We start from the raw sequence: 12,817 nt of genomic DNA, 5'->3' as shown, positions 1-12,817 counted from the left end.
CTCACGATCTCACGCACTGGCCGCGGCGGTTGCGATTGCGCCGCCACACGCCGTCATCGGCCATCATGTCTGTGAGCAAGCCTTCCCTCAAGCCGCGATCGGCAACCCGCATGCGCGGGCTCGGCCAGCGGCGGCGGATCGCCTCGAGAATGGCGCAGCCGGCGAGCACCAGATCGGCCCGGTCAGGCCCGATGCAGGGATTGGCGGCACGGCTTGCGAAATCCCAGGAGAGAAGCTTTGCCTGCATGGCGGAGACCTCGTCGTCAGACAGCCAGATGCCATCGACCTTGCGCCGGTCATAACGCGGCAGGTCGAGATGCACGCCGGCAAGCGTCGTCACCGTGCCCGATGTGCCGATCAGGTGGAAGTCGCCGGTCTGGGCGACCTCGATCTCCGGGCAATCGAAGCTTCCAAGCATGCCTTCGACTTCACGCACCATGCCTTCGAAGGCCTCCGGCGTAACGTCATGCCCGCCATGGCGCTCCGACAGCGTCACGACGCCGACCGGCAGCGAAGTCCAGTGGGTGATGTGATTGGCAAGGCGGCTGAAGCGATTGTCGCCGATACGGATGACGGCGATCTCCGACGAGCCGCCGCCGATATCGAAGAGCACGACGGAGCGCGTCTCGCGACCGACCAGCGAGGAGCAGCCGGAGACGGCTAGCCGCGCTTCGGTTTCGCGATCGATGATTTCGAGCGCGAGGCCGGTTTCGGCAACGACGCGGCTGAGGAATTCCTCGCCATTGACGGCCTGGCGGCAGGCTTCGGTGGCGATCAGCCGCATGCGGCGGATCTCCCGGTTCCTGAGCTTGGAGGCGCAGATCCTCAACGCTTCGATCGCCCGCTCCATCGCCTCGTCGGACAGACGGCCGCTGGCCGCAAGACCTTCGCCGAGGCGCACGATGCGGGAAAACGCATCGACGACGCGAAATTGTCCCGGACGAGTGGGCTGGGCAATGAGGAGACGGCAATTATTGGTGCCGAGATCGAGGGCGGCGTAGAGCTCCACCGGCCACACTTGCTCGCCGGCCGGACGATCCCCCTGATGCCCGGAGTGGGAATGGCTTTCCTGGCGGCCCCTGCGGTTGGCGCTCGCGCCATTCAGCGTTTCACGCAGTTCGGCCCTGAGCACCGTTTCTTCTGCGCGGCTTTCCTGCTGCTGGGCACCTGATGGTTTTGCCGGTGTCAGCGGCCGGCCCTGCAGACCGCGCTTGCCGCGGTGTTTGCGGCGGTTGCGACGGCTCGGCGCTGAATCGCTATCGGAGCGGACAGCATTGCCTGCCGCTGCCGTCTGTTCCATTGCCTGGGGGAGAGGTGAACCGTCCTGCACAGCACCGTGGCCGCCACGACGGCGACGCTTGCGCTTGCGGGCCGGATTCCCGGCTGCATCTTCCATCGGGCGCGCAGGCTGTCCGACACCGCCGGAAGGCTCATGCGAAGCGGGATGAGCCGCGTTGCGGGATTGCCCGCCACGCTTGCCCTTGCGGCGCCTGGACTTCTTGCCGTCCTTGCGCCCTGCCGCCGACGCCCCGTCAAATTGCGGCTTTGCGCCGCCTTCGGGGTCTTCCACGTTGTTTTTCCATCGCGCCGCGCAAGTCTTGAGATATGCAGCAGGCGCTCATTCGATTTTTGCGTTGCGGCAAGAATATCAGCGCCCGCCGAAATCGCCAAATTCTTTTTTGGATAGGGGATTTGCAGCGGTTCACCTCTCCGCGGCAGCGCCGATTTTTTTTAAAACAGCTATTTGCAATCCCCCGGCTTTTGGTTATAAGCGCCGCACACCAGCCGACCGCGCGCCGGTTCGCTTATGCTGGGGAATAGTTCAATGGTAGAACGACGGACTCTGACTCCGTTAATCTTGGTTCGAATCCAGGTTCCCCAGCCAATTCTCAGCAAAACCCCATATTTCCTTGATTTTCCAGTCGGGCCGGATATCGTTTTTGGCATCATCGGCACCCTGATGTCCAGAAATGAAGCCCACAGGTGATGCTCACGGTTTTTGAAACCGGGGCGGCGCTCTTTTGCTCCACTGGGATTGGGGGCGACGTCGGGGGTGGCCTCCTGCCCTTCGCCCTTGGAATCGGCCTCTGAGCCTTCGGCCTCTTCGGCGCCGGCGATGCCAAACTTTTCCTGCCGATCGGTCTTTTCATCGGCTGGAACGGCATGCTGCCCTTCGCCATCTGCTCGGTCGGCAGAACCCTTTTTTTGAAACCCAGACCCTCGGCCCGCACGAACACCCAAACGGCGCGTCGCTCGGTTTTGATGCCGCGTTCGGCCAGTTCCGCCACAAGGCCCCGCGTCGTGAACGGGCTGGATCGGCAGCGTTGGCGCAGCCAGTCGGCCCGTTCGCCGGACAGGGCCGCTGCTTGCGCCCGCCGACGCGACCCCGCGTCAGAGCGCCGGTCTCGGCAAGCCGCTTCCTCCACTTCGAAACACAGGAGGGAGCGATCGCAAGTGCGGCTGCGATCGATCGTATCGTTTCTCCGGCATTCAAGCGCGCCATCCCCGTTCGCGAAGATCTTCAGAATATGGTTGCGTCATCTCTGCCGGCCATCCTTTAAAAATCGAAGTGTGCTCTAAAGAGGTCATGGCGTTGTGTTCTCTGGCAGCTTGCAACTGAACCGGTCATCTCGATTGACAAGCCGGGGAAGATCGCTGTTGTGAATTGTCGGTTGCTTATTGCGCCGCCTTGGACTTCGGTTCTTTGTCACCCTGCCAGAGCGGCAGGCCGACTTCTTCCGAGACCTGCGGATCGGCTGTGTAGATGGGATAGCCTTGCCTGAGCAGCCTTATCAGGATTTCCCGGTCGAAACGAGTATGTTTGCGGGTCAGATTGGCGCCATTGTATATGTGGCCGTTCGAATGAGGATTGATGCCGGTTATGATGACCGCGCTGGCATCGTTGTATAATGCAAACAACACCGCGATCATTCCGTTCGAGCACTTGGTTTCGGCATCGAGCTCAAGGTTCACCAGTCCGCTGGCTTTGTGCATCAACGCGATGCGCTGATAGCGGCCCACGAGATGGAGATCCCGGTAGCAATAGCTGAACGAGTTCAGATTGTTTTTCACGCGCGCCTGGCGTTTTTGACCCCGCCGCCAGGTTAGAACGTAGAGAGCGCCGGTGCGGTGCCCGGTGAGAACGCGCCTTGTCTCCACTGCTGCCGTATTGCCGCCCTGGAGCTCGTTGAAGCCCATCAGGGTGATGTCGGGCGCATCGATGCCCCAGGCATGGACAGCTATTTGCGAGGCGTTCACCGAAATGATGCGATATGTCTCATCGAAGCCGACGGGCTTGTGGGAAACGGGTGCCGATCCAACGACCACGACAGGACCGGCAAGTGGTACACTGGTTTTCGGAGGCTTTGGCCTAGTCAGGGTATATCTAATGCGCCGGTAGATGATTTTATGCATCTGCGCGAGCAATTTTGGCATTCGAAGCATCACTCCAGCTCATTCGTAGCCTGAAATCTCAAAACAAGGGGTGAAACGGCCCAAGAATCTGAGATGCTTTTGTACCAAAGGGTCATCAGATTGCAAGGCTGGGGCCGATGCAACCATACTGCATGCCCACGCAGCTCGAATTTTAAGGCTTCGAGGACCACAAAGTTGTGGCTTGTTTAGGTGCGCGCCTGCAGCCCCGGACGACACGATGGACGGCTTGGCCCTTATGGCTGCCGCGATTGTCCAGGATGACAATATCTCCCTTGGCATGCTTGGGACGAGGATCCTCTCGAAATAGAGGGTAAAGGGCTCACCGTAGGAGCATCGATGAACCAAGGGGCATCGATTAGCCGCAGCGTAGGGCTGCAATGAAGGTCAGGATTTTCCAATGCTCGGGCGGGACCGCCGCACATAGGCGTCGGCCCCAGGCCCCACCCGGGCGCCATGTTCGTCTTGATCCAGGCGTCATCGAGAAAGACCAGCCGCCGCGCTTCGATCCGCTGTTGATGGGTCTTCAGCGCAACAGTTTCCTGGCGATGTCCACCCAAGTCTGCTCGGCCGGCAGAACTGCATTGAAGCTCAGATCCCCCGCCCGGAGAACACCCAAACGGCGCGTCGCTCGGTCTTGATGCCGTGTTCGGCCACTTCCGCCACAGGCCCCGCGTCGTGAACGTCCGGATCGGCAGCGTTGGCGCAGCCAGTCGGCCCGTTCGCCCGACGAGATCCGCTGCTTGCCCCGCCGACGCAACCCGGCGAGGCAGCAGTTTGGCGCTGAGCCCGGTGAAGGAGCCCATGCCGCGCGCGAACTTCAATCAGACGGGGTTGTCCGCCGACAGGTTTGCCAGCCCGGCCGAACCGCCGTTTCGCACGGTGCGGCGACGAACTCGATACCAGAGGCCCATATAGACCGGCGAATTGCGATCGAGGAAAATTCTGGTCGACGGTGTCATTCGGTACTGTCCGCCCTCCTTGGTCAGGAAGCCATGGATCACAAGGTAATCGCAGAGGATGCGCACCCCACGCTCCGCCCTATCGGGTTCCCCCGCCGCAATGGCAGAGCTGTCCCGCGGCCGCCGGCCGCCACGCGATGATGTTTGAACTGACAGGAACAGGAACGAATGAAGCGAATGTTAACCGGCTGGAGCAGTTGCGGCGCATCGCCGCCTGCTACGCCAAGGCGGACAGGGCCTTGGCCACATTCTTCGCCCGGCTGACATGCCGTTTGCGCCATTCACAGGATAGCCTGGACACAACGATGCAATGAAGGCTGGCGAGCCTCCATGCTGCGAAGATCGATACGGAATTTGCAAATGCCGAATTTCACCAGCCTGGCATCAGACCGCTGGATCGGCACCATTTTCGAATTCCAGGAACCAGGCATAAGTGGCTCTGATGCCGTCCTCGAGCGAGATGCTCGGTTGCCAGCCCATGTCCTGCAGCTTCTTGTTGGCCATCAGCTTTCGCGGCGTGCCGTCCGGCTTGGAAAGATCATGGACGATCTCACCCTCGTAACCGACGACGCGGCAGACCAGACGCGTCAACTCGATAATTTCGAGATCCGTGCCCGAGCCGACATTGACGTGCTGCGAGCCCGAATAGGTCTTGAGCAGAAAAACCAGGGCGTCGGCGCAGTCGTCGACGTGAAGAAACTCGCGGCGCGGGGTTCCTGTGCCCCATACGACCATTTGCGGTTCCTTGCGCAGTTTCGCAGCATGCGCCTTGCGGATGAGCGCGGGCAGCACATGGCTGGAATTCAAGTCGAAATTATCGCCAGGGCCGTATAAATTCGTCGGCATGGCCGAAATGTAATCCCGGCCGTATTGCTTGCGATAGGCCTCGGCGAGCTTGATGCCGGCGATCTTGGCGATCGCGTACCATTCGTTGGTCGGCTCGAGCGGACCGGTCAGCAAAGCCTCTTCGGAGATCGGCTGTGGCGCGAGCTTGGGATAAATACAGCTTGAACCCAGGAATAGAAGCCGGTCCACTCCCGCGCGGTGGGCGGCTTCGAAGATGTTCGCTTCAATAATCAAATTGTCATAGACAAATTCTGCGGGATAGCTGTCATTCGCAAGGATACCGCCAACCTTGGCGGCGGCAAGAATGATTGCGTCAGGTCGCGTTGCTTCAACAAATTTCTCAACCTCGTCCTGGCGCTTTAGATCGACCTCGCGGCGCGTGGCCGTGATGACATTGCACTCTTCGGATTGAAGCCTGCGCACAAGAGCGCTGCCGACCATACCCCGATGACCGGCAACCCAGATTTTCTTGTTGGACAGGTCGTACACTCAGATCTCTTTCCTGCTGTTCATGGCTTTCCAGTGCTTGATATCTTCACGCACCATTTCGGCGGCGAGTTCGCGAACCGGGGTCTTGTGGTGCCAGCCCAGTTTCTGACGTGCCTTGGTCGGATCGCCAAGCAAAAGGTCGACTTCCGTCGGGCGAAAATAGCGAGGATCGATTTCCACAAGGCAAGCGGCGGACGCGGCATCATAGCCCTTTTCGTGAACGCCGCCCCCCCTCCATTCCAAGATGATGCCGACGTCGGCAAAGGCCCACTCCACAAACTGGCGGACACTGGTCGTCTCACCCGTCGCCAGGACGTAGTCATCCGGCTTGTCCTGCTGCAGCATCAGCCACATGCCCTCGACATATTCGCGCGCGTGGCCCCAGTCACGCTTGGCATCGAGGTTGCCGAGGAAGAGCTTATCCTGAAGGCCGAGGCTGATGGCAGCCACGGCCATCGTGATCTTGCGCGTGACGAAGGTCTCGCCACGAAGAGGGCTTTCATGGTTGAACAGAATGCCGTTCGATGCGTGCATGCCATAAGCCTCGCGATAATTCACGACGATCCAATAGGCATAGAGCTTGGCTGCGGCATAGGGAGAGCGCGGATAAAATGGCGTCTTCTCGTTCTGCGGTACTTGCTGCACAAGACCGTAGAGTTCCGATGTCGACGCCTGATAGAACCGGCTTTTTTTCTCGAGCCCCAGGATGCGGATAGCCTCAAGCAACCTCAACGTCCCGATACCATCCGCATCGGCTGTATATTCCGGCATTTCGAAACTGACGCCGACATGGCTTTGTGCGGCAAGGTTGTAGATCTCGTCAGGCTGTGTCTGCTGCACGATCCGCAGCAGATTGGTCGAGTCGATCATATCGCCATAGTGGAGGATGAAGCGCGCATGGGCTTCATGTGGATCCTGATAGATGTGCTCGATGCGGCCGGTGTTGAAAGACGACGATCGCCGCTTGATGCCATGCACTGTGTAGCCTTTGCTCAGAAGCAATTCGGCCAGATAGGCACCGTCCTGACCAGTCACCCCGGTAATAAGCGCCGTTTTCGTCATTTTTCACGTTGTCTTTCGATGCAATTTTATGTGAATTAACACCTCGTATTAACTTCCCGAAAGAGTTCTGACCGCGTGGGCTCAAGCAGACACCGGTCAAAACCTCTACGTCGCCAGTGATCCAATCACACAATCTGCCGATGTCAACAAAATCGTGTCCGACCTACGGTCGAAGCGTGTGCCTCACGTGGTTTATACGCCCTGTCAGCCAGCAACATTGCCCCAGGACGAATGTATTAAGCAGTGCGCTAGCTGCGGTTGCTCGTGTGAGTGACCCGGCATCATAGCGACGTTAATAGGCAGCCCCACACTGTCGCTGACGACATGGATTTTCGTCAGACCGCCCCTACTATCCAACGCAGCGGTCTGGATGATCAGCCTTCAAAGCTGCCGCTGAATGATGTACGCGAACCGAAGTGTCGTCGATCATGATAGTGCTACCACTTGATGCCGGTAACCGCGTCCGTCAAGATGCCCCAAATCCCGGCTTTCATCCTGCGTCGGAGCCGATTTTAGCAGGCGGTGTAGGGTCCATAACGCTCGACACGTGGCGCCAAGGAGCACCCGATCGCAACACCCATAAAAGTCCGCTTAATACACGTCGATGATCGACACGCGGCATCCTTCGATGTTTATCAGGCAACAGTGGCTTAATCACGCGCGCGGCGGCGCCATTATCCGGCCGCACAGTGAATCTGTGGTTCGGGCAAGCTTCCAATCCGACGCTGCTCGTTTCGTAAATGATCCGGAGCGCTATCTCTGTGAGGCAATCCAGAGGGACTCCATGAAGCCTACCGCGACACTCGCTCAATTTGTACGAGTTCACAGCCTAGTTCTGCACAGGCGCGGTCTCATGCCTAAGCCAGATACCTTAGTAAAATAATGACCCGATTGATTTGCTGGCCTCCGCGTGATAGCCGCAGGTACGAGGTGTAGACAAGATGAATATATCCGCAGGTCGGCCGGTAAACGCGTTTCAGATCGAACGCGGCGTTCACGGAATAGGATATCGCCCGGACGTAGACGGCCTGCGCTCGGTTGCAGTTCTATCGGTCGTCATATTCCATGCGTTTCCAACCGTGCTGCCGGGTGGCTTCATCGGCGTCGATATTTTCTTCGTGATCTCCGGCTTTCTGATCTCGACGATCCTCCTGGAAGCCCTGAACCGCGGACGTTTCAACCTTCTTGATTTCTATGGTAGGCGCGCCCGGCGTATTTTTCCTGCCCTGGCGATCGTGCTGGCGGCGACCGCGGCTTTTGGATGGTTTGCTCTTCTCCCCGAGGAATATAAGGAACTTGGAAAGCATATCGCCGGCGGAGCGGGCTTCGTGTCAAATCTCGTCCTGTGGCAGGAGAGCGGCTATTTCGACAGCGCGGCGGAAACGAAACCGCTGCTTCACCTGTGGTCACTCGGGATCGAGGAGCAATTCTACTTTGTCTGGCCGGCAATCCTCTGGGCGGCGCTCAGATTTCGCCTTCCGAAGCTCCCGATCATTCTGCTCGTCGCGGCGCTGTCGTTCATAGCCAACATGGTAAGCGTCCATGCCCACCCGGTCGCGACCTTCTACTCGCCCCTCACGCGCATATGGGAACTCCTGATTGGAGCAGCGCTCGCGCAGGTATCGATTGACGGTCGCGGCAAGCATCCTTCTTTCTTCGGCGCGGCTGCAAACCGGATGAGTGCGTCCAACTTGACGGGTATAGCAGGCGCAGCCCTGATCGGTGTGGCACTTGCGCGCCTTTCCCCATCGAGTGCTTTCCCCGGTTGGCGCGCACTCTTCCCAAGCGTTGGAACGGCCCTTCTCATCCTTTCCGCCGCCGGCAACTGGGTCAACTGGAAGCTCCTCTCGAATCGCCCAATGGTATGGGTGGGCCGGATCAGCTTTCCCTTATATCTTTGGCATTGGCCGCTGCTGGCATTCGCTCGTATCATCGAGGGCGACACACCAAGTCTTGAAATTCGGTTATCGGCTATTTTGGTTGCGTTCCCACTGGCGACGGCCACCTATCTGCTCATCGAAACGAATATTCGCCACAAATGGAAATCCCGCGCAGTGACGATGACGCTAACCTACATCGTCTGTATTGTCGGCATGGCTGGCTATTCGATTCATCTTTATAACGGCGCCCCCATGCGGGAGGGTGTCGCTTTGGAAGCCAAGATCCACGAGCAGCTAGAAGGCACGACCTGGAAATACACCAGCAACGACATATGCAAAGCCAAATATCCAACGAATTTTCGATACTTCTGCACGCAGACACGCGAAGGCTCCCCCACGCTGATCCTTCTCGGGGACAGCTACGCGAACGCGCTTGTGGCAGGCCTTGTCGTCAATCCTGCCACGCAAGATGAGGTAGTGTTATCGTATGGCTCATGCGATCCAAGCGCGTCAGCCGGAGATCTTGAGATCAAGACGCAGTGCGAGACGCAGGACAGGATCATCTCAGAGACGCCAGGGCTGCGATATGCGATCCTGGAAACGAAGTGGCCTCGATTTGACAGTTCTGGCCGCCTGATCGATTACTTCACGAAAGTACCCATAAACGACGCCGCGTGGGCGCCGCGCTACCGGGACGGTCTCGACAAGCGAATTACATTCCTTGAATCCAGGGGAATCAAGGTATTTCTTTTCGGCCCCAAGCCTGAGATCGATTATGAGCCCAAGTATTGCTTTGCCCGGCCATTCAGACAGCCGGTGAAGAACTGCCAAATGACTGAGACCGAAGTTCAGGAGCAGCAGCACGAATTGTCTCTGGTGCTGAGAGATGTTCTCGCTAAGCATCCGAACGTGACTTTTTTCGATCCTAACCCCGCGTTCTGTAAAAACGGGACTTGCAGCCTCAAGACCCAGGATGGATTGCCGATGCTGCGAGACAAGGTGCACTATTCGCAATACGGAAGCGCAATCGCTATCGATCTATTTGTGAAGCAGGCGCAAAGGGAAGGGTATTTTAGGGGCCGCTGACTGCGGTCCTTTCCTACAAGCACTTCGACAAAATGGATCCGAGCAGGTCATACGGAGAAGTGCGAAGTGGCCTTGGCTGGGGTTCCAAATTCCAGCTTTAAGTCGGGACTTGGCTGCAAATACGTTCTCAGCCGTTGCGCGGACGTAGATCTCGCGGAAATCGCTGATCACTGCGGTGGTCCGTGACAAATGCCTGTCTCCCTTCGAAGGCTAGTAGTCGTGTCAGGGTATGACATCGTAGCCCCGCGCCTTGACTCGACCCCGGATGGTGAGAACGGGATCATTGTTGCTTTGATCGATCGACAGTTCAGCGCCGACCGTATTCCCTATGATGATCCGGACATTGCGCACGCCGGCCCCGTTGTAGTTCTTCGACCCAAATTCGGCCCAGCCGTCCTTGATACCTGTTCGGGCGCAAAAGATGGGCGAGCCAGGGTGGGTGATCGGATCAATGTTGCATATGTCCTGCCAAGCGTAGCCGCTATCTGTGTCTGGGATAGCGCCCTCCCCCGGCACGATGTCCAAAGCCATGTTCTTGCCCGGATCGTTCGGGCGAACGACGGCGACCGAAGCGAAAGAAACATCGTTCCTTTGGTTGAAATTGAATGATGTCGCGAGGAATTGGGCGAACACGGGAGGAGCTATAGGCGAGAGACCAAGGGAGCCCGCGAAGAACAGGCCGTTGAGAGAAGTTAATGCAATGCCGAGCTTACTCATCTGTTTCCTTGAGTTTGACGCCAGGGTGGAACTAAGATTGATTTACCCGCCCCTGCGTGTTAGCGGCGGAGGGCGCAGGTCACGAAGTATTCATACCAGAAGCCTGGCGCCCGTGGTGATCTACAAGAAAGTTGAAACTTGTTCAAAAGGCTCATTCGATCGATTCGCAGGCCGGCAACCCTGCCTCGAGGCGCAGACACTTTCAACTGCGGCGGCCAAACTGCCAATTCCTGGATGGATCGGGCGAACATTTCCGCCGAACTAATAGCGAAAGCGGCAGCGCTGACTGGGGCCCCTCAGCTTACGTTGGCAGACATTGGATGCGGCGACGGAAAATTAGCCCCTTTAGTCGCCTCCAGGAGAGTCGGGCTTGTTTATCGTGGATTTGATCTGCACCCACAGAGGAAGGATGTAACGCCTTTTGACCTGCGCAAGGACAAGCTGGAGGATCGATATGACGTTATCTCTCTTCTGGGAGTGCTTGAATATATTTCCGATTTACAACCTGTGCTGCGCTATCTTCGGGATCACTGCCGCTACTTGGTCGTCAGCCATGTCTCAAATCGAGTGGGGATGACCGTAGAAGAGATGGCGAAGTTGAACTGGACAACCGTGTTGTCTAAGGGTGAATTTTCTTCTGAGTTGATAAAAGCGGGCTTCTCCATCGTCGAAGATCGGACCACTGCAAACGGTCAGACGGTAATCTGGCTTTGCGAGGTGGATGCACGCAAAGACGGGAAGCTCCTTTTCTCGGTCTGATTCAACAGGGGAATGCGGACCGCCGACAGGTACGCCCACTCTCCCCGGCAGTTTTTCGGCGCGGGAGAGTGGGCGAAGATCACGCAAATAGGAAGCCTTCCGACTGAAGATCCGACACCATGACATTCTGAAGTATTATGGTGTTGTCGGCATCGCCGGTGATGATCGTGTCATTGCCGGACTGGCTCGATGCGGCAAGGAGCGATGCCCAATCTGAGAAGACGCTGTCATCGATCCTGATAACGTCATGTGCGGTCCCGCTTGCTTTGAAATTTGTGATCGTGTCGTGGCCCCAATCCGGCGAATAGACGAAGACGTCGTCCAGCATACCACCAATGAGGATATCATTGCCGGCGCCGCCCATTAGTGTGTTGCGGCTGGCCATCCCGCCCATGATACGATTGTCCAGCGCATTGCCGGTGCCGGTGAATGGATCCAGGCCGGTATAGGTAAGGTTTTCGACATTGGCGGCAAGCGTATAGCTTGACAACGACGTGCTAACTGCGTCGGCCCCTTCATCTGCGTTTTCGCTAATGACGTCCGCGACATTGTCGATGTAATAAGTGTCGTTGCCAAACCCGCCGATCAACGTGTCGGCGCCTGCTGCGCCGTCCAATCTATCATTGCCGATACCGCCGGTGATGGTATTGCCGAGCCCATTTCCTATACCAACGAAGGCTCCCGTCCCGGTGTAGGTCAGGATTTCGACATTGTCGGCAAGCGTATAGCTTGCCAGTTGCGACGTTCGAACGGTGTCAGTTCCCTCATTGGCATTTTCGGTGACGGCATCGGCGACACTGTCGACGGAATAGGTGTCGTTGCCAGTGCCGCCGATCAAGGTGTCGGCGCCCGCCGCGCCGTTCAGCCAATCGTTGCCGGCCCCGCCTGAGAGGGTATCGGCGGTAGCGCCCCCCGTGATCGTGTTGTCGAGACCGTTACCGGTGCCGGTGAAGGATCCCGCCCCGGTATAAGCCAAGTTTTCGACATTGGCGGCAAGCGTATAGCTTGCAAGCTGCGATGTCCGAACCGTATCGGTTCCCTCATCGGCATTTTCGGTGACGGCATCGGCGACATTGTCGACAGAATAGGTATCGTTGCCGGTGCCGCCGATCAAGGTATCGGCGCCCGTAGCACCGTTCAGCGAATCGTTGCCGGCACCGCCGATGATCGTGTTGGCGATGGCATTGCCGGTGCCGGTGAAAGCTCCCGTGCCGATATAGGTCAAGGTTTCGACATTGGAGGCAAGCGTGAAGCTTGCCAGCGCCGTCCGAACCGTGTCGGTCCCCCCATTGGCGTCTTCGATGACGACCTCACCGATATTGTCAACGGAATAGGTGTCGTTGCCGCCGCCGCCGATCAAGGTATCTGCGCCCGCCGCGCCATCCAGCCAATCGTTGCCGTCGAAGCCTGATAGCCTATCATTGCCGACACCGCCTGTGATCGTGTTGGCGAGTTCGTTTCCGGTGCCTGTAAAGCCCCCCCCGCCGACATAGGTCAGGTTTTCGAGATTGGAGCCGAAGGCGAGCGCGTAGCTTAACAACGTCGTCCGAACCGTATCCGTCCCCTCATTGAGGTTTTCGGTGA

General features: G+C 58.0%; 8 protein-coding genes, 1 tRNA gene and 3 pseudogenes. 4 read left to right on the top strand and 8 right to left on the bottom strand.

Annotated elements, in window-relative coordinates:
• Nucleotide 1: 1 nt before the first annotated feature.
• Nucleotides 2-1,570 carry a Ppx/GppA phosphatase family protein gene (locus HFO71_RS08980; RefSeq protein WP_221987889.1) on the bottom strand — a complete coding sequence of 523 codons (1,569 nt, stop codon included), beginning with the start codon at nt 1,568-1,570 and terminating at the stop codon, nt 2-4.
• Nucleotides 1,571-1,811: 241 nt separating this feature from the next.
• Between HFO71_RS08980 and HFO71_RS08975 the strand changes: the two genes are divergently transcribed.
• Nucleotides 1,812-1,885: transfer RNA gene (locus HFO71_RS08975), tRNA-Gln, on the top strand.
• A 119-nt stretch (nt 1,886-2,004) separates the two neighbouring features.
• Nucleotides 2,005-2,178 (top strand): annotated as a pseudogene (locus HFO71_RS35765) (pilus assembly protein CpaA); the annotation flags it as partial.
• A 498-nt stretch (nt 2,179-2,676) separates the two neighbouring features.
• On the opposite strand, the gene HFO71_RS08965 reads toward HFO71_RS35765, so the two are convergent.
• From HFO71_RS08965 to HFO71_RS36405, 5 genes and pseudogenes are all read right to left on the bottom strand, one after another.
• On the bottom strand, nt 2,677-3,435 hold the full coding sequence (locus HFO71_RS08965) for a membrane-anchored protein (protein WP_221987888.1): 759 nt from the start codon (nt 3,433-3,435) through the stop codon (nt 2,677-2,679).
• A 740-nt stretch (nt 3,436-4,175) separates the two neighbouring features.
• Nucleotides 4,176-4,505, bottom strand: a pseudogene (locus tag HFO71_RS36410) (SAM-dependent methyltransferase); the annotation flags it as partial.
• Nucleotides 4,506-4,778: 273 nt separating this feature from the next.
• Nucleotides 4,779-5,729 carry a GDP-L-fucose synthase gene (gene fcl, locus HFO71_RS08955; RefSeq protein WP_338150479.1) on the bottom strand — a complete coding sequence of 317 codons (951 nt, stop codon included), beginning with the start codon at nt 5,727-5,729 and terminating at the stop codon, nt 4,779-4,781.
• Nucleotides 5,730-6,791, bottom strand: a complete 1,062-nt coding sequence (gene gmd / locus HFO71_RS08950) for a GDP-mannose 4,6-dehydratase (protein WP_221987887.1) — start codon at nt 6,789-6,791, stop codon at nt 5,730-5,732.
• Between the two features lie 194 nt (nt 6,792-6,985).
• A pseudogene (locus HFO71_RS36405) lies at nt 6,986-7,479 on the bottom strand (IS5 family transposase); the annotation flags it as partial.
• Nucleotides 7,480-7,732: 253 nt separating this feature from the next.
• On the opposite strand from HFO71_RS36405, the gene HFO71_RS08940 reads away from it, so the two are divergent.
• Nucleotides 7,733-9,757, top strand: a complete 2,025-nt coding sequence (locus HFO71_RS08940; RefSeq protein ID WP_221987885.1) for an acyltransferase family protein — start codon at nt 7,733-7,735, stop codon at nt 9,755-9,757.
• Between the two features lie 222 nt (nt 9,758-9,979).
• Here HFO71_RS08940 and HFO71_RS08935 read toward each other — a convergent pair whose 3' ends face one another.
• Nucleotides 9,980-10,474, bottom strand: a complete 495-nt coding sequence (locus HFO71_RS08935; RefSeq protein WP_245006892.1) for a hypothetical protein — start codon at nt 10,472-10,474, stop codon at nt 9,980-9,982.
• 138 nt (nt 10,475-10,612) lie between these two features.
• Between HFO71_RS08935 and HFO71_RS08930 the strand changes: the two genes are divergently transcribed.
• Nucleotides 10,613-11,233 carry a class I SAM-dependent methyltransferase gene (locus HFO71_RS08930; protein WP_245006891.1) on the top strand — a complete coding sequence of 207 codons (621 nt, stop codon included), beginning with the start codon at nt 10,613-10,615 and terminating at the stop codon, nt 11,231-11,233.
• Between the two features lie 79 nt (nt 11,234-11,312).
• Here HFO71_RS08930 and HFO71_RS08925 read toward each other — a convergent pair.
• The coding region (locus HFO71_RS08925; RefSeq protein ID WP_221987884.1) for a calcium-binding protein at nt 11,313-12,817 on the bottom strand (1,505 nt) is incomplete at its 5' end.

The sequence above is a fragment of the Rhizobium laguerreae genome (assembly GCF_019778565.1).
Taxonomy (GTDB): domain Bacteria; phylum Pseudomonadota; class Alphaproteobacteria; order Rhizobiales; family Rhizobiaceae; genus Rhizobium; species Rhizobium laguerreae.
This window is presented reverse-complemented; position numbering and strand designations above follow the sequence as displayed.

What these genes read in the sequence shown, in the direction of transcription:
- HFO71_RS08940 (WP_221987885.1), top strand. Translation starts at nt 7,733, where the DNA reads ATGAATATATCCGCAGGTCGGCCGGTAAACGCGTTTCAGATCGAACGC.
- gmd (WP_221987887.1), bottom strand. Translation starts at nt 6,791, where the DNA reads ATGACGAAAACGGCGCTTATTACCGGGGTGACTGGTCAGGACGGTGCC.
- HFO71_RS08935 (WP_245006892.1), bottom strand. Translation starts at nt 10,474, where the DNA reads ATGAGTAAGCTCGGCATTGCATTAACTTCTCTCAACGGCCTGTTCTTC.
- HFO71_RS08965 (WP_221987888.1), bottom strand. Translation starts at nt 3,435, where the DNA reads ATGCCAAAATTGCTCGCGCAGATGCATAAAATCATCTACCGGCGCATT.